The organism is Streptomyces changchenzhani (assembly GCF_039766235.1).
Lineage (GTDB): Bacteria > Actinomycetota > Actinomycetes > Streptomycetales > Streptomycetaceae > Streptomyces.
This window is the reverse complement of sequence record NZ_JBDHNH010000001.1, coordinates 780147-802203: the sequence shown is the minus strand read 5'-3', so window position 1 is coordinate 802203 and position 22057 is coordinate 780147. Positions and strand designations below refer to the sequence as shown.

Here is a 22057-nt window from a genome sequence, read left to right as displayed (position 1 = left end):
CACCACGCAGGAGCCATGATGACCGAAGACCTTTTTGTGCTGCCCGCGTCGTTCGGACAGCAACGACTGTGGCTGCTGGAACAGATCCAGCCCGACCTCCCGCTGTACAACGAAGCGGTCGGCCTGCGCCTGCACGGCCCCCTCGAACCGGCCGCGCTCGCGGCCGCGATGACCGGGGTACTGAGTCGGCACGAGGTGCTGCGCACGGTGCTGGAGCTGGAGGGCGCCGAGGTCGTACAGGTGGTGCGGGCGGCCGGGCCGACGGAGCTGCCGGTCTTCGACGTGGCGGGCGGCCACGACGCGGCGATGGCCGAGGCGCGCGCGCTCGCCGGGATCCCGTTCGATCTGGGGCGCGGACCGCTGATCCGCTGCCGGCTGATGCGGGTGGCGCCCGAGGAGCACCTGTTCGCCATCGTGGTGCACCACGCGGTCGCCGACGGCTGGTCCCTGGGCGTCATGCTGCGCGAGCTGACCGCTCTCTACTCCGCCGCCGTACGGGGCGAGTCGCTGGATGTGCTGCCCGAACTGGAAGTGCAGTACGCCGACTTCGCGGCCTGGCAGAGGCAGCGCTGGGAGGAGGGCGAACTCGCCGGGCAACTGGAGCACTGGCGCGAAGAGCTGGCGGGCGCCGTCCCGCTGAGGTTCCCCGTCGACCACACGCCGGCCGGGGCGAGCGGCACGGGCACGGTGCACGCACCGCTGAAACTGCCGGCCGCGATGATCCGGCAGCTGCGCGCCGTCGCTCCGGACAGGGACGTCACGCCCTTCATGGTCGTACTCGCCGCGTATGCGGCGGTCCTCTCCCGCTGGACACGCCAGCAGGATGTGGTGGTGGGCCTGCCCTTCGCCGGCCGCTCGCAGGCGGAGCTGGAGCCGCTCATCGGCTTCTTCGTCAACACCCTGCCGGTACGGCTCGACCTGTCCGGTGACCCCGGGTTCCTCGACCTGCTCAGCCAGGTCCGCAGACGCTGCGTGGGCGCCTATGGGCACGCCGAGGTCCCGTTCGAACTGCTGGTGGAGACCCTCAAGCCGGCCCGCCGCGCGGGCCGGACGCCCCTCGCGCAGACGATGCTGGCCGTCAACAACACCTGGCTGCCGGGCTCCGTCGAGGCCGCCGGACTGCGCATCGAGCCGGTGCCGCTGCTCCAGGAGCGTGCACACTTCGAGGTCACGGTGGACCTGGACGGAGCGGACGACGCGCTGAGCGGGTCCGTGGTCCTGCAGTCGGACCTCTTCGGCCAGGAGACCGCGGACCTGCTGGCCAGGTCGATCGTCTCGGTGCTGCGGACCGCGTCCGCGAACCCAGGTGCGCCGGTCTCGGCCCTGTCCTGCCCACTGGCCGACCAGCGCGCGGCCGCGACGGACATCGAGGAGCCTGCGGGCGCCGCCGCCCCGGTCGTGGACCGGGAGCCCTCGGACGGCAGGCCGAGCACGCCGACCGAGGTGATGCTGAGCAGGCTGTGGTCCGAGGTCCTCGAACTGGACACGGTCGGCGTCGACGACGAGTTCTACGCCGCCGGCGGGAACTCGCTGCGGGCGGTGCGGGTGGTCATGCGGGCCAGGGAACTCGGCGTGGAACTGCCGGTGGAGCGGGTGCTCGGGGAGCACACCATCCGGGAACTCGCCACCTCCGTCTGAGGTGGCGAGTCCGCCCCGTCCCGGGTGGCGGGGCGGGGGCGGGGGCGGGCGTCAGAGCTTGCGCAGATTCCAGATGGTCCGGTTGGCGACCGGGAGCACCGAGGCCAGGAGGACGAAGGGGGCGATCCAGAGCGTGGTGCGTCCGCCGAGGGCGTCGACCATGACGCCCGCGACCACGGCGCCGATCGGGATCGTTCCGAAGTTCATCAGCCGGTAGGTGGCGTTCATCCGCGCGTGCAACTCTGGCGGTGTGACCTTCTGCCGTACGGTCACGGCGATCACGCTGCCGGCGGCGGAACCGCCGAACCCGAAGAAGAAGCCGGCGGCCGCGGACCAGAAGACGGCCGTGTCCGAACCGGTGAACACGGGAAGCAGGAAGTACGCGTTGGTGGAGAAGGCCAGCGCGATCAGCAGGCTGGGGCCGTACCCGATCCGGTTGAACAGGGCGGGCGCCCCGACGGCGCCGATGATGGCGCCGACCCCGCCGATCACCGTCACGATCCCGAAGGCGAACGTGCCCATGCCGAGGTCGCGGATGAAGTGGATCAGGAAGGCCACATTGATCAGTGAGCCGCCGGCGTTGTAGATCGCGGCGTGCAGGGCGATCGCCCGGACCGGCGGATTGCCGAACACCGATCGCAGCCCGTCGACCAGCTCACGGCGCAGGTCGCGCTTGACCGTCGGAGGTTCCACGACCTCCTCGCGATGGCGCACCCGGATCAGCGTCACGGCGGAGATCAGGTACGTCAGCGAGTCGAGGAACAGTGCGCTGGCCGCTCCGAAGGCGCCGGCCAGCCAGCCACCGGCCGCCGGACCCATCGTCGCGCTCACCGCCTGGTCGGTGGTGAGCTTGCTGTTGGCCGAGCCGAGCTGGTCGGGTGCGACGAGACGTGGCAGGTACGACTTGGCCGCGATGTCGTACACCACGCTCAGCGCCCCGATCAGGACGGCGACGAGGTAGACGTGGGCGAGTGACAGCCGGTCGAGCACGGCGGCCAGCGGAACCGTGACCACCAGCACGCACCGGGCGAGGTCCGTGGTGATCATCACGGGCCGCCGGGGGCGGCGTTCCTGCCAGACCCCGACGAACAGCGGCAGCGCGAAGAACGGCAGGGTGTACAGCGCTTCCAACAGCCCGATCTGGGTGCCCGACGCGTGGAGGGTGCCGACCATCACCAGCGGCAGGGCGAAGAGGGTCATCTCCGAGCCCAGCTGGGAGGCGAGATCCCCGCTCCAGAACAGCCGGAAGTCCCGGTGCCGGAACAGGCTGCGGCTGCTCTTCTCGGCCGAGGTGGTCGTCATGACCGCCCGTCTGCCTCGGCCGCTCTCTTCTCGGCTTCCTTCTCCGCGTTGTAGTGGCGTTCGGCCTCCGCCTGCTCCTCGGCGTTGCCCTCGACGCAGAACTCGTTGCCCGCCGGGTCGGCCAGCACGGCCCAGCCGCGGAAGTTCGGCTTGCGGCGGTCGTCGACGAGGGTCGCGCCGACGGCCAGCAGCCGCTCGACCTCCTCGTCCCGGGGGCGTTGCGGGTCCAGGTCGAAATGGACCCGGTTCTTGAGCGACTTCTTCTCCGGTACCCGCACGAAGAGCAGGGCCGGCTGCCCATCGGGCGCCACCAGGCACACCTCGTCGTCACCCGGCCCGTCCTCCGGATCCACCGGCTGTCCGAGCACCTTGCTCCAGAACTCGGCCAGCTCGTAGGGCTCGTGCGGCTCCGCGCAGTCGAGGGTGATGTGTCGGATACGGGCGCTCATAGGGCTCTCCATGGTCGAGCGGGCGGTGTTCAGATCAGCGCGCGGCCGTGTCCACCGAATCGGCGGCCCGCGGAACTGCGCAGATCCGCGGTCACGTTGATACGTCGCAGCCAGCGGTCGGTGCCGTCATAGCGTGGCTTGAAGGGCCGACGCCCGTGCACCGCCCGCTTATTGTCGATGATCAGAAGTTCGCCACTGCTCAGTGCCACGTCCTTCATCCGCGTCTCGAAGGCGCTGATGACCGCGTCCAGGGCCTCCTCGGCCGGTGCGTCGTCCAGCTCACGCAGCATGAACGCCGGGTCGATGCGGACGTACGGCATCTCCGGGGCGCCACTGAAGATCGAGATCCGCTCCGGCTCCTGGTTCATCCGCCGGATCCGCTGGAAGGCAGCCGCCTGGCTGCTGTTCGCGTCGATCCCCGTGGTCTCGGAGTTGAACTGGGCGGTGTGCGACTCGTCGGGCAGGATGACGAACCGTTCCTCGAAGAGGACCTTCTCGTGCTCGTCGTCGATCTCCAGGCCCTCGGCCGGCGCGAACATGGTCGGCACCGCGTCAGGGTTGCGCAGACAGAGCAGCATGATCCAGTCGGCCCGGTTGGGATGGAACGCGTCCTCGTTGTGCCATTCCAGCAGCGTGGTGGAGCTGGAGCCCAGCTGCTCCTCCTCGTGCCCCTCGATGGGGAACACGTCCAGGACCAGCTTGCCCCGCTGCTGGGAGAGGTACGAGAACGGGTCGCCCAGCAGTGAGCCGACGAGCAGGAGGATCGCGGTCGCCGTCGTCACCTCCGGGCCGCCGGGCTCCTGCGTGTAGTTGCCCGGCGTGGTGCCGATGCCGTCCTCGTCCACGGGCAGACCGGACAGCACCAGGCCGCCCTGGGGGCGCCCGGTCAGGCGGAACTCGTTGAGCACCACCCGTACCCGCTCCGGCATGCGGTGCGCGTACACGGAAATCTCGGCCAACAGCTGTTCCAGCTCTGCCGGTTGTGCCACTGCGTACTCGGCGACGAAGACCTCGGCGAGCGCCCGGATCTCCGCGCTCTCGGGCTCGGTGAGCCGCAGATAGGGGATGCCGTCGTGCCGGATCAACGCGGCCTCGGAACTGTGTGTCTGGGTCCCGCCCACGATTTCCTCCTGGCCGCGGAGCATGCTGTTTATCGGGAAAATGCGTCGGTTCAGAGAATGTGCGATGCGACGGGACGGACACAGTCAGGAGGAATCCCTACGGCTTGTTGCCGCGTCGCCCTGGCAGGATCGACCGCGTCCAGCGCCGTTAGATCGCACGGGAGACCACCAAGTGGACGACGACATCCAGGCCGGCATCCAGCAGGAGTGGAACGCGACCGCTGAGGAGTATCCGGATGTCGCGGGGCTGTGCGTGCACCAGTGCTTCGAGCGCTGGGTGGACCTGCGGCCGTCGCCGGCGGCGGCCCGCTTCGAGGGCGGGGAACTCAGCTATTCCCAGCTGAACCGGCGCGCCAACCAACTGGCCCGCCATCTGCGCCGGCTCGGCGTCGGACCGGAATCGGTGGTCGGCGTCCTGCTGGACCGGGGTCTGGACCTTCCGGTGGCCCTCCTGGGCATCCTCAAGGCCGGAGCGGCCTACTTGCCGCTCGACGTCCAGCACCCGGCGAGCCGGGTGGCGTACCTGGCCGGGGACGCGGGCTGCGAGGTGGTCGTGACGACCGGTGCGTCGGCCGCCGGCCTGCCGGACGACGTCCTGCCGGTCTGCCTGGACGACTCCGCCGTCGCCGCGGCCCTGGCCGCCCTGCCCGACGACAACCCCGAGTATCCGGTGTCCCCGGAGAACCTGGCCTATCTGCTGTACACGTCCGGTTCCACCGGGCCGCCCAAGGGCACCCTGATCCAGCACGGCTCCGTCGTCAACATGGCGGAGTACTGCAGGCAGGCGTACCGGCTCGAACCGCCGGACCGGATCCTGCAGTTCGCCAACCCGAGCTTCGACGTGAGCGTCTTCGACTTCTTCGCCGCGCTGTGCAACGGCATCACCCTGGTCCAGGGTTCCAGGCTGACGCTGCTCGACCCCCGGGCGCTCGCCGGGCTGATCCGTGAGGAACGGGTCACCGTGATGGACATACCGCCCGCCGTGGCGCGTCTGCTGGACCCGTCGGATCTGCCGGACCTGCGGATGGCGAACATCGGCGGCGAGGCGCTGCCGGGTGAGCTCGCCGACCGTTTCCAGGCGCCGCACCGGCAGGTGCACAACACGTACGGGCCGACCGAGGTGACCGTCACCTCGACGGACTACCGCTGCCCGCCCGGTCTGCGCGACAGCAGGCCGCCGATCGGCAAGCCCATCGGCAACCTGCGGGCCTACGTCGTGGACCCGGCCGGTGACCCGGTGCCCGTGGGTGTCACGGGCGAACTGCTGATGGGTGGGGTCGGGGTCGGCCGGGGCTATCACCGTCGCGCGGCGCTCACCGCGGAGAAGTTCGTACCGGACCCGTTCGGTCCGCCCGGCGCCCGGCTGTACCGGACCGGCGACCTGGTCCGCCGGCGCCCGGACGGCAACCTTGAGTTCCTCGACCGCATCGACACCCAGCTGAAGGTCAACGGCCACCGCGTCGAGCCCGGCGAGGTTGAGGCCGCGCTGTGCGAGCATCCCGGCATCGGCGCCGCGCTGGTCGACCTGACCGGCGTGGACGAGGACCGTACGCTGGTCGCCTTCCTGGTCCCGACGGACAGTGCGAAGGCGCCGTCGGTCCAGGAAGTGCGGACGCATCTGCGCGGAACGCTGCCGTCGTACATGATCCCCGCGCGGATCGTCCCGCTGGACGCCATGCCGCTGACCCCCAACGGCAAGGTCGACCGGGCCCGGCTGCGGTCCCTGGCCTCCGACGGAGGCTGAGGGTCCGCGCCACGGCCTTGCTCAGGCCACGACCAGGCACTCCTTCAGCAGTGCCTGGTAGAAGGGCTCGTGCCGGGCGCTGAACTCGGCCAGCATCGTGTTGTTGTGGACGGTGGCGGCGTACTCGGTGGTCTTCGTGGTGAAGCCCGAGCTGTCGCTCACCTCGGTGTGCCAGCGGTCGGTGCGCTGCCACTCGGTGCGCTTGCCCGGCTGCCAGTTCAGCGCCTCCGGCCGTGGCGGCAGGCCCACTTCGGCGCAGTAGGCGGCCAGTGTCTCCGCCGGACGCCGCACGACGTCGTCCGAGTTCAGGACCACCGGTCGCTCGCCGTTCTCGCACACCGCCCGGTAGAGCTCGTGCAGCTGCTCCAGGCCGATGTCCTTCGCGGTCATGTTCTCCTGGAGGGCGTAGAACGAAGCCGCGATCTCGTCCGGGCGCCGGATCAGGAAGGTGTGCCGGGCCTCGCGCAGGAAACGCCGGTCCTCCAGCACCCAGGGGTAGCGGTGGTCGGTGGTGTCCTTGAAGAAGACCTGCTGCCGCGCGGACAGTTCACGCATGGCCTCGATGAGCTCCTGGTCGGAGCGCACGGCCCCGCCATCGACGGTGGTCTCACCGAAGTCGGCGAGATTGCCGAAGGGCTCGTGGAGCGTGGTCAGGTCGCCGCGTTCCACCATCGACCGGAAGAAGGCCGTCGACCGGGCCCTGGGCGCGCTCCACAGCGCGATGACACGGGGGTTGGTCTGATCGTCGTTCATAGCGGCTCCTTAGACATTTACCGTTCGAATGCCGATGCCCTGGCCGAACCCGGAGGCGGCCCAGGCGATCGTGTCCGGGCGTGGCGACTGCAGTGCCGCGGCCGGGACTTGGGCCGTATAGGCCAGCAGGCGCAGGGGCAGGGGGGCGTCCCCGCGCAGCCGCAGGACGACCTCGAAGCCGTCCGCGGGAGCGACGAGGTGGCATCCCCACTTCCATGGTGTCGACGTCGGCCTGTTGTGGCCGCCCGGCAGCTTCTTGCCATCCACCGTGACGTCGACCAGCTTGGTCCGTCGGTCGTCCGCGTAGAACGACAGCGCGGTGGCCGCGGTCGTGGCGCTCAGCCTCAGCCGCACCTCGCGGATGTCACCGGAGCGCCGTTCCCCCACCACCTTCGCCTGTGGCGTCGGCACGGCGGCGGCGGGCGCCGGGCCCTGCCGGTAGCCACCGGGCTGGATGAGCGCGGGTACCCGCTTCTCCACGGCCGCCCGCGCCCGCGGCACATGGGCCGTGACCCAGCGCTCGCCCGAATCGACGTCGCTATACCAGGTGTTGGTACCGGTGTCCGCGTCATGGACGTAGAACAGGCTCGCGTGCGCGGGGTGCTTCGCGTCGACGCCGTCCGTCGCCGCGCCCCCGCCGAGCAGGGCGCCTCCCAGCAGCGCGCCGACGGCCAGGAACGCCGGCACCAGCCGGCGGCGGGGCAGCGGCAGCAGGCCGGGCAGCGCGGGCAGGAGCAGCAGCGCGACCAACACGAGAGTCGCACCGCTGAGCGCGAGACCGACCGTCGGGAACAGCACCGCCGTCAGGGGCAGGAGCAGTACGACGGACGGGACCGCGGCGGCGCCGACGCTCACCGGCAGAAAAGGCGAATCGGCAGTGAGCCGGGTGGCGACGGCCAGCCCCAGCACGCCGAAGAGAGTGGGCCAGGCGAACAGGTAGGACGCCCCGGGCAGCAGGAACGCGGTCAGCACGGTCAGAGCGGTGAACCAGCACAGGACCCCGGCCCCGATGGTGAACGCGTCCCGGCCGCGCCGCATCCACAGCAGCCAGCACAGGCACACCACAGCGGTGAGTACGACCAGACCGGCGGTCGCCGGGCCGGGCCGGTAGGGATCGCCGAACAGGAACGCGTCGTAGTGCGGCCGCAGCAGCACCAGCACCTGCCAGCCGATGAACCCCAGCGCGCCGGAACCGAGCAGCGCCAGCGGGAGTGTCCCGGCGACCAGCGCGGCGCCGCGCAGCCGGACGAGGCCGCGCCTGCGGGCGAACCACAGCAGCGCCGCTGTACCCGCGGCGCCGATGACGGCAAGCACCGCGTCGAGCCACTGCGGGTAGCTCACCAGCAGGCCGAACACCGTGAAGTAGGTGCTTTCGCCCGCTCCCGCCAGGGTGATGTCCTGGCCGCCCAGGTCCCTGGTCGCCGCGAGCACGGTGGAGCCCATGTCCTGCAGGGTGTCGAGGCGCTGGTTGGCCAGGTTGTCCAGCTCCATGTCGTAGCGGGCGGACCCGCCGACCACCGCGAAGTTCATGCCGGTGAAGCCGGCCTTCCGGAAGACCGTGAAGTCGGTGTCGTTCGGCAGGAGCCGGTAGATCTCGTCGGAGGTCGAGGTGGCGAACGGAGCACGGTCGGACAGCGAGCGCAGGAAGGCCGAGTTGGCGGCGCCGGACTCGAACATCACCAGCCGCCCTTTGGTGCCCCTGGCCTCCAGATTGAGGATCACCGTGTTCTTCGGGTCGCCGGCCAGGGCGGAGTCGGTGAAGCCCTTGGCGCCCAGCGACCCCGGTTCCTCGCCGTCGGTGATCAGCAGTTCCACGGTGTTGCGCAGAGCGGGGCCCGAGGTGAGCGCCCTGGCGACCTCCAGGATGGTCGCCACGCCCATCCCGTCGTCGGTCGCGCCGGGCCCGGTGAAGACCGAGTCGTAGTGGGCGACGATCAGGACCCGGTCCGGGCCACCGGTGCCGGGGACGGACGCGTGGATGTTGCTGACCGGCCCGGCCACCGCGGCGTGATCCGGGTAGCTGTCGGCCGCGGTCACGTTCTGGACCGTGGGCCGCAGCCCCAGCGCGCGCAGTTGCCCGACCAGGTAGGCACGGACCTCGGCGTTGGCCTTGGAGCCCGTCGGGCGCGGGCGCCCGGCGATCCGGTCGATGTGCGGATCGGCGCGCCCTGCGGAGAACTGGCCGGCCGGAGCGTCGGGGCCGGCCGGCTCGGGGCTGCGCAACGGCAGCAGAGCCAGCGCCCCGAGTACGACGAGCGCCAGCATCAGCAACACGGTGGCGAGCCTGGCGTGCGGCATGCGCTTGGTCGGCAAAGTCCCTCCCAGGTGTCGCGATCATCCTCGTTGGCGCGGGGGGGCTGGGGTCTGTCGGTCATTTGCCCGACTGCCATGCGTTGCCGGGCCGTCCGCACTCTGTAGCAGCGGACTGTCTGCATGGCTGGAGGGAGCTGTATGCGCCAGGATCTTCGGCAGAGGCTTGCCCGGCTGACCCCCGAGCAGCGGGAACGCCTGCTGCGGGACATGCGCACGGAGCGGGTGAAGCGCCGGGCCGAGGACGTGATCCCCCCGGTGGACCGGGACCGTCCGCTGCCCCTGTCGTTCGCCCAGGCGCGGATGTGGTTCCTCGACCAGCTGGCCCCCGGGCTGCCCCTGTACAACACGCCGCTCGCGATGCGCCTGCGCGGCCCGCTCGACCGCCGGGCCCTCGTCGAGGCGCTGAGCACGGTGGCGGCACGCCACGAGGTGCTGCGCACCCGGTATGTGGGGACCGAGGACGGCCCGTGTCAGGTGATCGATCCCCCGGGGCCTGTGGCCCTCCGGACCCTGGACCTCGGTGAATGCGACGAGGCCGAGCGCGGACCGCGGGCCCTCCAGGTGGCCGCCACGGCGGGAGCCGAGCCGTTCGACCTCGCCCGTGGGCCGCTGGTGCGCGGGACGCTGGCCAGGTTCACCGACGACGATCACGTGTTCGTGCTGTCGATGCACCACATCGTGCTCGACTCGTGGTCGGTTCCGCTGCTGATGAGCGAGCTCTCGGAGTACTACCTGGCCATCAGGGCCGGTCGTGCGCCGACGCCGGCCCCTCTCGCGGTGCAGTGCGCCGACTACGCGATCTGGCAGCGTGAGCGGCTCTCCGCGGGCCGGGCGGACTCCGACATCGCCTACTGGCGGGACCGGCTGGCGGACCTCAGGGTCCTGGACTTCCCCACCGACAGGACGCGGCCGATGGACCGCACCTGGCTCGGCGAGAACATCACCGCCGAGTACCCGGCCGAGCTGCAGCGCGGTCTCACCGAGCTGGCCGCCCGCGCGGGGGTGCGGCTGCTGCCCGTCATGCTGGCGGGCTTCTCCGCGTTGCTGTCGCGCTACACGGGCCGCCACGACATCGCGCTGGGCTCGGTGTTCACGGGGCGCAGCCGGCCCGAGATCGAGCCGTTGATCGGGTACTTCGCCAACACGGTGGTCCTGCGCACCGATACCTCCGGCGACCCGACCTTCCTCGAACTGCTCGCCAGGGCCGACGAGACGGTACTCGGCGCCCATTCCCACCAGGACCTTCCCTTCGACCAGCTCGTCGAGAACCTCGACATCGAGCGGGACCCGGCCAGCAACCCGCTGTTCCAGTTCGCCCTGTACCAGGCCGACGCGGACCGCAGCGGATCGTCGCTCGGTGACGTACGGGTCGACGAACTCCCTGTCGATCTGGGGGCGTCCCGCTTCGACGTGGGGCTGGGCTTCTCGGAGCTGCCCACCGGCGGACTCCACCTGAACATGGAGTTCTCCAGCGAGCTGTTCGACCGGCCTCGGATGGCCCGGCTGCTTGACCACTACGAGCGGGTCCTCACCTCGGCGGTGGCCCGCCCGGACAGCCCGCTCAGCACCCTCGATGTCATGGCGCCCGCGGAGCGGGAGCAGGTGATGCTGGGATGGAACGACACCGCGCGGGAGCACCCGGCGCGTACCGTCTGCGACGCCTTCCAGGAGACCGTCGCCGAGGCGGGTGACGCGCCCGCGCTCGGGTTCGGCGACCTCGAACTGTCCTTCAGGGAACTCAACGCCCGGGTGAACCGCCTGGCCCACCTGCTGATCTCCCGTGGCGCCGGGCCCGAGCGCCGGGTGGCGCTCGCCCTCGGGCGCACCGACCACCTGGTGGTGAGCATCCTGGCGGTGCTCAAATCGGGCGCCGCGTACATGCCGGTGGATCTGGACTACCCGGCCGAGCGCATCGCGTACATGCTCGGCGACACGGACCCGGTGCTGCTGATCACCACGGCCGCCGACGAGCCGCGCATTCCGGACGCGGGCCGCGGCGGGCTGATCGTGCTCGACTCGCCGGAGACGACGGCCGATCTGCGGAGCCGTCCGACGTCCGATCCCACCGACGCCGACCGGATCACCGCTCTGGATCCGGCCCATCCCGCGTACGTCCTCTACACGTCCGGTTCCAGCGGGCGGCCCAAGGGCGTGATCGTCGAGCACCGTTCCCTGGTCAACCTGCTGGACGACCGGCGGCGCGAGGTGTGCGACCCGGCGAGGGAGAAGCTCGGGCGGCGGCTGCGTACCGCCCATGTGCTCGCGCTGTCCTTCGACGGTTCGTGGGACGGCATGTTCTGGCTGCTCACCGGCCACTCGGTGTACCTGGTGGACGACGAGACCAGGCGCGACCCGGCGGCGACGGCCCGGCTGATGAACGAGCGCCGGCTGGACGCGATGACGTGCACCCCCTCCTTCGCCGAACAGCTGATAGGCGGCGGGGTGCTGGACGACGAACGGCACCGCCCTTCGGTGCTCACTTTCGGCGGCGAGCAGATCAGCGACTGGATGTGGCAGCGCCTGCGGACGACCCCCGGGCTGCGCGCCTTCAATGTCTACGGGCCGACCGAGGCCACCGTGCTGGCCACGGCCGCCGACTTCGCCGACTCGCGCCACCCGGTCATCGGCGGGCCGGTGGACAACGTACGGACCTATGTACTCGACGCCGGGCTGCGGCCCGTGCCCGTCGGGGTGCCCGGTGAGCTGTTCCTGGCCGGCGCGGGGGTCGCCCGCGGGTATCTGAACCAGCCGGGGCTGACGGCCGACCGCTTCCTGCCGGACCCGGCGGGGGAGCCCGGGGCGCGGATGTACCGCACCGGCGACCGTGCGCGGTGGAACGCCGACGGGCACCTGGAGTTCCTCGGCCGCGAGGACCACCAGGTCAAGATCCGCGGTTTCCGTATCGAGCTCGGGGAGATCGAGACCGCCCTGACCGCGTGCGAGGGAGTGGCCCAGGCGGTCCTGACGACGTACACCGCGAGTGGATCCGGGGACGAACGCCTGGTCGCCTACGTCGTCGCGGAGCCGGGCGCCACCCTGCAACAGGCCGCTCTGCGCGCCGACTTGGCCGACAGGGTGCCCGAGCACATGATGCCGGCGGCGCTCGTCGAGCTGCCCGCACTGCCGCTCACGGTCAACGACAAGCTGGACCACAAGGCCCTGCCCGCACCGGACTTCGCCCGTGTCGCCGGCTCCCGGCGCCCCCGCAACGAGCGGGAGCGCATGCTCGGCGAGCTGTTCGCGGACCTTCTCGGGCTGGACGAGGTCGGCCTGGACGACAACTTCTTCCACCGCGGCGGACACTCCCTGCTGGCCACCCGGCTGATCAGCAAGGTCCGTTCGGTATTCGGCGTGGAGCTGCCCGTGCGCAGCCTGTTCGAGGCGCCGACGGTGGCCACCCTGCTCGCGCGGATCGACGGCGCGTCCGGCGCCAGGGCGTCCGTGCGGCCGATGCTGCGCCCCGACCGGATCCCGCTCTCCTACGGGCAGCGCCGGCTCTGGGTGCTCAATCAGCTCGACCCGGCCGGGGCGGCGTACAACATGCCGATGGCGCTGCGGCTGTCCGGAGACCTGGACCGCGCCGCGCTGCAAGCGGCCCTGGCGGACGTCGTCACCAGGCACGAGGCGCTGCGCACCGTACTCCCCGAGGCCGACGGCGACCCGTACCAGCGGATCCTGGACCTGCCCGCGGCCACGCCGGTCCTGTCGACCCGGGCGGTGGACGAGGCCGAACTCCCCGCGCTGCTCGCCGAGGTGGCCGGGCAGGGATTCGACCTGACAGTGGACCTGCCGCTGCGGCCGTACCTCTACCGGCTCGGGGCGGACGAGCACGTCCTGGTCCTGGTGATCCATCACATCGCGGGCGACGCCTGGTCGGCCGTGCCGCTGGCGCGGGACATCTCCGCGGCCTATGTGGCGCGGAGCGACGGCAGGGCTCCGGACTGGGCGCCGTTGGGTGTTCAGTACGCGGACTACGCGCTGTGGCAGCGTGAACTCGTCGGCGCCGAGGCCGACCCGGACAGTGTGGCCTCCGAGCAGCTCGACCACTGGTCCCGGACGCTCGCCGGGCTGCCGGCGGAACTGAACCTTCCCACCGACCGCCCCCGGCCGGCCGCCGCGGGCTACGAGGGGGAGCTGGCCGATCTGCGGATCGACGCCGGCCTGCACGCCAGGCTCCTGGAGCTGGCCCGCTCTCACGACGCGACCCTCTTCATGGTGCTGCAGGCCGCGTTGGCCGCGGTATTGAGCCGGCTCGGCGCGGGCGACGACATCCCCATCGGCACACCGGTCGCGGGCCGGACCGACGAGACGCTGGACGACCTGGTCGGCTTCTTCCTCAACACCCTGGTGCTGCGGACCGACACGTCGGGCAACCCGGCGTTCGGCGATCTGCTGGCCCGGGTGCGGGAGACGGACCTCGCGGCGTACGCCCACCAGGACGTGCCGTTCGAGCAGCTCGTCGACCGCCTCAAGCCGGCGCGCTCACTGGCCCGTCACCCGCTGTTCCAGGTCAGCCTGATGCTGCACAACAACGAGGAGGCCCGGTTCGAGCTGCCGGGGCTGCGGGTCGACCCCGAACCGGTCGCCGCGCGCACGACCAAGTTCGATCTGACCCTGTCGGTGTCGGAGGACCGGGACGCCTCGGGCAGGCCCGGCGGCATCAGCGGTGTACTGGACTACGCGACCGAGCTGTTCGACCGGGAGACCGTCGAAGCGATGGCCGGCCGGCTGATCAGGTTCCTGGACGCGGTGGCCACCGACCCCGGTCTGCCGATCGGCTCGGTCGAGCTGCTCGACACCGAGGAGCGCCGTACTCAACTGGTCGCCTGGAATGCCACGGAGGCACCGGTCCCGCAGGACCGCTGGCTGACCGACCTGTTCGAGGAGCAGGCGGCGCGTACACCGCATGCGACAGCGGTGACGTCCGGCGCGACCACCCTGACGTACGCCGAGCTGAACACCAGGGCCGACCGGCTCGCCCGGCGGCTCTCGGCGTCGGACCTGGGCCCGGAGCCGATGGTCGCCCTGCTCCTGCCGCGCGGCGTCGACCTGCTGGTCGGCCTGCTGGCGGTGCTGAAATCGGGGGCCGCCTACATTCCGCTCGACGCCGGATATCCCCAGGACCGTATCGAGTACATGCTGGCCGACGCCGCCCCGGCGCTGGTCCTCACCACGACCGCGTACGCGGATCTCCTGCCGCAGGGCACCCCGGCCCTGCGTCTCGACGCGGCGGACGACATCGACGGGCCGGGCGGCGACCCTACGGACGGTGGAGTGCCCGTCGGCCGGAGTCCGGACCGGGCCGCCTACGTCATCTACACATCCGGGTCGACGGGCCGCCCCAAGGGGGTCGTGATCTCCCACGGCGCCCTGCTCAACCTGCTGCTCGCCATGCGGGACGCCACCGGGATCGGTCCTTCGGACGTCCTGGTGGCGGTGACGACCATCGCGTTCGACATCGCCGCCGTGGAGATGTACCTGCCGCTGCTCGTCGGCGGAAGCATCGTCATCGCCGACCGTGAGGTCGCGCGGGATCCCGCGGAGCTGCCGAAGCTCCTCGCCGACAGCGGCGCCACGGTCATGCAGGCCACGCCGTCGCTCTACCGGGCCGTCGTGTCGGCGGACCCCGGAGCGCTGCGGGACCTGTCGCTGCTGGTCGGCGGGGAGGCGCTGCCGGCGGATCTCGCCCACCGCCTCACGGATCTGGCCACGCGGGTGGTCAACTGCTACGGCCCGACCGAGACGACGGTGTGGTCGTCGCTCAAGACCCTGACCGGCGACGCGGGGACGCCGTCGATCGGCACCCCGCTCGCCAACACCCGGGTGTACGTCCTCGACGACGCGCTGCGACCAGTGCCGGTCGGGGTCCCCGGCCGGCTCCACATCGCCGGTGACGGTGTGGCCCGCGGGTATCTGCACCAGCCGGCTCTCACCGCCGAGCGTTTCGTCGCGGACCCGTTCGGTCCCGCCGGCGCGCGGATGTACGACACGGGCGACCGGGCCCGGTGGACCGCGGAGGGAGAGCTTCACTTCCTCGGCCGCGCCGATCAGCAGGTGAAACTCCGTGGCTTCCGTATCGAACCCGGCGAGATCGAGGCGGTGTTGACGCGGCACGCGGCGGTGGCCGAGGCCGTGGTGGTCCTCCGGGAGGACCGGCCGGGAGACGAACGGCTGGTGGGGTACGTGGTCGCCGCGCCCGGCGCCGAGGTCGACGTGGACCGGCTGCGTGCCCACGCACATCTGGCGCTGCCGGACTACATGGTTCCTTCGGGTCTCGTCGTCCTGCCGGAGCTTCCCCTGACGCCCAACCGCAAACTCGACCGCAAGGCGCTGCCCGCACCGGAGTTCACCTCGGTCGGCCGCGCGCCGCGCACCGCCGCGGAACGGGCCCTGTGCGTGCTGTTCGCCGAGGTGCTCGGGCTCGCCGAGGTGGGGATCGACGACGACTTCTTCGCCCTGGGCGGTCACTCCCTGCTGGCGGCGCGGCTCGCCGGCCGGGCACGCCGCGAGCTTGGCGTGGACCTCACGATGCGCGCCCTGTTCGAGGCGCCGACGGTCGCCGGTCTGACGGACCGTGCGCGCGACGGCGACCGGCCTGCGGAGTTCCCCGTCCTGCTCCGGCTGCGGGCGGGCGGCGGCGGAACACCGCTCTTCTGTGTGCACCCGGCGGCCGGCATCAGCTGGGGATACGTGGGCCTGCTGCGTCACCTGGACCCGGACCGCGCCGTCTACGGACTCCAGTCCAGGGGCCTCTCCGAGCACGACCGTACGCCGACGAGCGTGGCGGCCACGGCGGCCGAGTACGTCGAGGAGATCCGCAAGGTGCAGCCGGAGGGCCCGTACCACCTTCTCGGCTGGTCGTTCGGCGGGGTCGTCGCGCACACCATGGCGACCCTGCTCCAGGCGGACGGGCACAAGGTCGCCACCCTGACCATGCTCGACAGCTATCCCTTCACCGGCGAGGACGGGCCGCTGGAGTACGACGATCCGGAGCTGCCGGCGGCGGTGGCGATTTCCCTCGGATACGAGCTCGGGGACGAGTCGCCCGACGGCCTGCTCGCGGACTTCGGCGACGAAGGCGTCCGGGCCGTGACGAAGGTCTTCGCCGACAACGTGAACCTTCAACGCGGCTTCGCACCCGGCGTGTTCGACGGCGATGTGCTGTTCTTCGCGGCCACGGGCGGGCGGTTCCCCGGAGCGCCGGAGGCCACGGCGTGGCAGCCGTTCGTCACCGGACGCGTCGAGACCCACGAGATCGCCGAGACCCATGGGGCGCTGACCCGGCCGGCCGCGATGGCGGAGATCGGCCCGGTGCTGGCCGAGCGGCTGAAGCCATGACGATCACCATCTTCACCCATAGACGGAGCGGGGCTGCACGTGTTCATTGATCTTCCTTCGGTAGTGCGCGGGCACGCCGCGCGACGGGGCTCGGAGCAGGCGCTCACCTTCGCCGCCACCACGCTGGGGACACCGCGGACCGACCTGACGTTCGGGCAGGTCGACACACGGTCGAATGCCGTCGCGAGCGTGCTCCGGCAGCGGTTGCGGGCCGGCGACCGGGTGCTGATCGTCACTCCGACCGCGCCCGAGTTCGCGTCGGCCTTCCTGGGCTGCCTCGCCGCGGGGGTCATCGCGGTGCCGCTGCCCGTGCCGGTCGACGAGTCGTCCGTGCAGCGGGTGTTGAACGTGGCCAAGGACTGCGGGGCCGCCGCCGTCCTGTCGATGTCCGTGGTCCGTCAGTTTCTCCAGGACACCCCGTTCATGCGTCAGCTCGACGAGTCGATGCCCTCGCTCCCCTGGATCGACGTGGATCTCGTCGACGACGCGGAGGCCTCGGGGTGGTCGCCGCACAGTGTGGCGCCCGAGGACGTGGCCTTCCTCCAGTACACGTCGGGTTCCACGAAGGCCCCGCGCGGCGTGATCGTGTCCCACGGCAGCCTCATGCACAACGAAGCCGCCATCCAGAAGTGCTTCGGCGTCGCCCCGGGGTCGACCAGTGTCAGCTGGCTGCCCCTGCACCACGACATGGGCCTGATCGGAGGCCTCCTGCAGCCGCTGTACACGGGCTCGCGCGCGGTCATCCTCGACCCGTTGTCGTTCATGCGGCGGCCCGCGTCGTGGCTGGAGGCGATCTCCGAGGAGAAGGCCGACATCAGCGGCGGGCCGAACTTCGCCTACGACCTGTGCGTGCGAAAGGTGACCGAGGAGGAGAAGGCGGGGCTCGACCTGAGTTCATGGCGGCTGGCCTTCAACGGCGCGGCCCCCGTCGCGCCGCGCAGCCTGCGCTCGTTCACCGCGACGTTCGGCGCCGTGGGATTCCGCTCGTCGACCCACACGCCCTGCTACGGCCTGGCCGAGGTCACGCTGCTGGTGGCGAGCGCGGAGGCGGCCGAGGACTGCGAGAGCCGCACGTTCTCCGTCGAATCGCTGGAGCAGGGCAGGGCCGTCGCGACCGACACCCCGGAGGAGGGCCGTGAGCTGGTCTCCTACGAGCTGCTCGACCACGCCTCCGTCCGTGTGGTCGACCCCGCGGACCTGCGGCTCGTCCCGGACGGGCACATCGGCGAGATCTGGGTGGACAGCGCCAGCAACGGATCGGGCTACTGGGGCGACCCGGCCGACAGCCGCTCCGCGTTCGGCGCGACGGTGGCCGGTGAGGAGCCGACCGAAGAGCAGCCGGGCGGATACGTACGGACCGGGGACCTCGGGTTCGTCCACCGGGGCCGCCTGCATGTCACCGGGCGGATGAAGGACCTGGTCATCCACCGCGGCCGGAACCTCCACCCGGAGGACCTGGAGGCCGACGTGGCCGCGAGCAACGCTTCGCTCAGGCCCGGCTGCGGGGCGATCTTCAGCGTGGACGACGGCGACCAGGAGGCGATGGTCGTCTGTCAGGAGGTACGCCAGGACACCCCGCAGGAGCGGTACCCGGAGCTGGTCCGGGGGATCAGGGAGGTGCTGTCCCGCCAGTACGGAGTCGCCGCCCGGACAATCGCCCTGCTGCCGCCGGGCGCGATCGCCAAGACGTCGAGCGGCAAGGTCCAGCGCTTCACGGCCAGGACGAGGTTCCGGGCGGGCACGCTGCCCGTGCTGTGGTCCGAGACCTCCGGGGCCTCGGACAGCGGGCAGGACACGGCCGTGCGGCTGGCCGACGTGATGAGCTTGCGCACCTTCGACGAGGCGGACGCCGCGAGCCGCGGCGAGCTCCTCGCCCGGGGGATCGGCGCGTACCTCCAGCGGCTGCTCGGCAGCGACGCACCGCTGGACGCCGCCGCCGCGCCGACGTCGCTGGGTGTGGACTCGCTCATGGCCGTGCAGCTCCAGCACGAGGTCGAGAACCTCCTGGGCGTGCGGCTCAGGCAGAGTCTGGTCCTGCGGGCCGGATCGATCGCGGAGCTGGCCGATGCGGCGCTGGAGCAGACCGGGCGTCCGGCCGGCCCGCTGCTCGACCCCGGCGTGGCGGGCAACGGGCTGACCCATACGCAGCGCGCGCTGTGGTTCCTCCAGCGCACTTCGCCCGAGAGCTACGCCTACAACGTCACCCGCGCCTTCAGCCTCACCGGTGACGTCGACGTGGACCGGCTGACCGCCGCGCTCAACACGGTCGTCGCCCGCCACCCGAACCTGCGGCTCGCCCTGCGGACCGTCGACGGCCTGCCCGAGGCGTACACCGAACCGGACTGGGAGCTGCGGCCACAGAGCGTCGACGCCCGGTCGTGGACGGACGGCCAGGTGCAGGACTGGATCGCGGACCTGGCCACCCGGCCCTTCGTCCTCGACGAGGACAGGCTGGTCCGCGCGGCGGTCGTCCGCCGGGGGGACTGCCACGTCCTCGTCCTGTCCCTGCACCACATCGTGTGCGACCTGATCTCGCTGGCCCTCGTACTCGCGCAGCTCAAGGCGGCGTACGAGCCGGGCCAGGACCCGCAGGAGCGCGCGGAGAGCGGTCCCTCGCCGGCCGACCTGGAGCGCGCGGTCCTCGCAGACCGGGGTGAGGAGCTGACCGCCTTCTGGAAGGAGCAGCTCGCGGGTGAACTTCCCGTCCTGGCGCTGCCGTCGAGCACCAGGCGCAGGGGTCACGAGGGCGCCACCGTCACCTTCGAGGGTTCCGAGGAACTGCTGTCCGCGCTCACCGAGTTCGCCCGGGGGCGGGGGCTGACCCTGCACAATGTGCTGCTGGCCGCCTTCCAGGTGCTGCTGCACCGGGTGAGCGGGCAGTCCGACCTGGTGGTCGGTGTCCCGGTGGCGGGCCGTACGCGGCAGGAACTCGCCTCCCACGTGGGGTACCTGGTCAATGTGCTGCCGATTCGCTCGGCGTTCGGTTCCGGTGTCGGCTTCGGCGAGTTCGCGTCCACCGCGCACCGGCGGATGCTGGACGCCCTGGACCACCAGGAACTCCCGTTCCCCCTCATGACGCAGCGGATCAACCCCGACCGGACCGCCGGGGCGCCGCCGATCTTCCAGGCCATGTTCAGCCACTACTCCAGCGTGCTGCCCGGCGGCCGGTCGGTGGCCGGAGCGGTACTCGGCGATCCGTCCGCGGCGCTGGACCTGGACGGTGTCACCCTGCGCGGCTACGCCGTCGCGGACCCCACCACGCAGTCCGACATCGCCCTGAACGTGGCGGAGTTCCACGACTCCCTGCACTTCGGCCTGCAGTACGACACCGCCCTGGTGCCGGGCGCGCAGGCACAGCAGTTCATGGTGGCCTACGAGGCGCTGCTGAACGCCGTGGCGACGGACCCGTCCACCGAGGTCAGCAAGCTTTCCCTGGTGGACGCGGCCGGCCTGAAGGACCTGATCGAGCTCGGTACCGGGCCGCGGGTGACCCGCGAAGAGCACTACCTGGTGACCTTCGAGAGGCAGGCCGCGCGCACCCCGGACGCGCCCGCCGTCGATGACGGCACCGAGCGGCTGACCTACGCCGAGCTGAACGGGCGGGCGAATCACGTCGCGGAGCGCCTGCGCGAGGCCGGCATCGGTTCCGAGACGAACGTCGTGGTGTGCGCCAACCGCACGGCGGGCTTCCTGGCGGCGCTGCTCGGTATCCACAAGGCCGGCGCCTGCTATGTGCCGGTCAATCCGACGGAGGCGCCCCGGCGCGTCGCCGACATGATGGCCACGCTCGGCGCCCGGGGAGTCGTCGCGGACCGTCAGGGCCTCGACCTCATGGACCGGGCGCTCGCCGAACGCGACGACATCGCCCGCCCCGCCGTGTTCGACGTCGACGAGCTGTGCGACGGCCATGTCGAGGAGAACGTGCCGTGCCCCGTCCCGATGATCGGCAGCGCGTACATCATTCACACCTCGGGTTCCACGGGGGTTCCGAAAGCTGCGATCGTGACGATGGGGGGAATGACGAACCATCTCTGGCAGATGATCGAGCATTTCCGTATCGAAGCGGACGACTGCATCGGCCAGACGGCGCCCGCGACCTTCGACATCTCCGTGTGGCAATTCCTTTCGCCGCTCATGGTCGGGGCCCGGCTGAAGATCGTGGATGACGCGCGTGTCGTATCACCGGCGAAGCTCAAGCATTCCGTGGTGGAAAGCCGAATGAGCCTCATGGAGGTGGTGCCGGTAGTGGTTGAGGCGCTGCTGGAGGCAGGTATCGGGAATGAGCCGCACGCGCTTCGCGCCATGATTTCCGGTGGCGAGGCATTGAGCTGGGAAACCGCGGAACAGTGGCTCACCGAATGCCCTGATGTCGAGCTCTACAATGCCTACGGCCCGACCGAGTGCGCCGACGACGTGAGCATTTACCGGGTGACCCGTGACTCGGACCGCTCCCGGCCGGTGTCGATCGGCAAGCCGCTGGCCAACATGACCGTTTACGTCCTCGACGAAGAGCTGCAACTCGTGCCCAGGGGCATGGTCGGTTCGCTTTGGGTCGGCGGCATGGGTGTCGGGCGGGGCTACCTCGGAAACCCCGGGCGTACGGCCGAGGCCTTCATCCCCGATCCGTTCGGCGCACCGGGGGCGCGGCTGTATCGCACCGGGGATCTCGCGCGCTTCACCGCCGAGGGCGACCTCGAATACATGGGGCGGGTCGACCGGCAGATCAAGATGCGCGGTCTGCGCATCGAACCGGGCGAGGTGGAAGCCGTGTTGCGCCAGGTCACAGACGTGAGCGACGCGGTGGCCAAGGTGCACAGGACCCGGCAGGGCACCTCCTTGGTGGCCTATCTGGTGCTGGAGAAGCAGGGCGAACCGGGCCAGCTCGTGACGGGCGAGTACGAACACATCCGGCTGGCGCTCACCGACCGGCTGCCCAGGCATATGATCCCGACGGTCTTCGTCCGGGTCGCGGATCTGCCGCGGCTCAGCAACGGCAAGATCAACTACGCGGCTCTCGACCATCGGCCCGTGGAGTCCTCTCACGAGATGAGCGCCGAGCTCCTGGGGGATCCGGTGGTCGTCGCGGTCAGATCGATCTGGGGCGAGCTCCTCGAACACGAGGGGCCGGCGTGGCAGGACAATTTCTTCCTGCTCGGCGGTCATTCGCTCCTGGCGCTGAGAATGATCGACAGGGTCGGCCAGAAATTGCACGTCGAGCTGGACGTGGAAGCTCTTTTCGCGAATCCGACCCTCAATGAGTTTGTGGCAGCAGTACGCCACGCGAAGCCGCGCGTACATGCGGTGACCCCGATCTCGAAGATATCCAGAACCCCGATTGCGGGCCGGCGTGTGCGTAGTCCGGAACCAAAATAAGCAATCGAATCGACGGTCTCTTTCTA

9 protein-coding genes are annotated in these 22057 nt (G+C 70.9%); 4 read left to right on the top strand and 5 right to left on the bottom strand.

The window, feature by feature from the left end; translation table 11 throughout:
* The first annotated feature begins 18 nt into the window (after nt 1-18).
* Nucleotides 19-1638, top strand: coding sequence for a condensation domain-containing protein (locus tag ABCR94_RS03800; RefSeq protein ID WP_347117528.1), 1620 nt, complete (start codon nt 19-21; stop codon nt 1636-1638).
* 51 nt (nt 1639-1689) lie between these two features.
* Here ABCR94_RS03800 and ABCR94_RS03795 read toward each other — a convergent pair whose 3' ends face one another.
* The 3 genes from ABCR94_RS03795 to gntD are packed head-to-tail and all read right to left on the bottom strand — an operon-like array spanning nt 1690 to nt 4510.
* Nucleotides 1690-2940, bottom strand: coding sequence for an MFS transporter (locus ABCR94_RS03795; protein ID WP_347117527.1), 1251 nt, complete (start codon nt 2938-2940; stop codon nt 1690-1692).
* On the bottom strand, nt 2937-3389 hold the full coding sequence (locus tag ABCR94_RS03790; protein ID WP_347117526.1) for a VOC family protein: 453 nt from the start codon (nt 3387-3389) through the stop codon (nt 2937-2939). The genes ABCR94_RS03795 and ABCR94_RS03790 overlap by 4 nt, the downstream gene beginning before the upstream one ends.
* 29 nt (nt 3390-3418) lie before the next feature.
* Nucleotides 3419-4510, bottom strand: coding sequence for a guanitoxin biosynthesis L-enduracididine beta-hydroxylase GntD (gene gntD / locus ABCR94_RS03785; RefSeq protein ID WP_347117525.1), 1092 nt, complete (start codon nt 4508-4510; stop codon nt 3419-3421).
* Nucleotides 4511-4682: 172 nt separating this feature from the next.
* Here gntD and ABCR94_RS03780 point away from each other — a divergent pair, with 172 nt between their 5' ends.
* Complete coding sequence (locus ABCR94_RS03780) at nt 4683-6254, top strand: non-ribosomal peptide synthetase (RefSeq protein ID WP_347117524.1); 1572 nt, start codon at nt 4683-4685, stop codon at nt 6252-6254.
* 21 nt (nt 6255-6275) lie between these two features.
* On the opposite strand, the gene ABCR94_RS03775 is transcribed toward ABCR94_RS03780, so the two are convergent.
* Nucleotides 6276-7007 carry a sulfotransferase-like domain-containing protein gene (locus ABCR94_RS03775; RefSeq protein WP_347117523.1) on the bottom strand — a complete coding sequence of 244 codons (732 nt, stop codon included), beginning with the start codon at nt 7005-7007 and terminating at the stop codon, nt 6276-6278.
* Between the two features lie 9 nt (nt 7008-7016).
* Nucleotides 7017-9320 carry a M20/M25/M40 family metallo-hydrolase gene (locus ABCR94_RS03770; RefSeq protein WP_347117522.1) on the bottom strand — a complete coding sequence of 768 codons (2304 nt, stop codon included), beginning with the start codon at nt 9318-9320 and terminating at the stop codon, nt 7017-7019.
* 138 nt (nt 9321-9458) lie between these two features.
* On the opposite strand from ABCR94_RS03770, the gene ABCR94_RS03765 reads away from it, so the two are divergent.
* Nucleotides 9459-16658 (top strand): non-ribosomal peptide synthetase, encoded by a 7200-nt coding sequence (locus ABCR94_RS03765; protein WP_347117521.1) that lies wholly within the window; start codon nt 9459-9461, stop codon nt 16656-16658.
* A 39-nt stretch (nt 16659-16697) separates the two neighbouring features.
* On the top strand, nt 16698-22031 hold the full coding sequence (locus ABCR94_RS03760; RefSeq protein WP_347117520.1) for a non-ribosomal peptide synthetase: 5334 nt from the start codon (nt 16698-16700) through the stop codon (nt 22029-22031).
* Nucleotides 22032-22057: the final 26 nt, after the last annotated feature.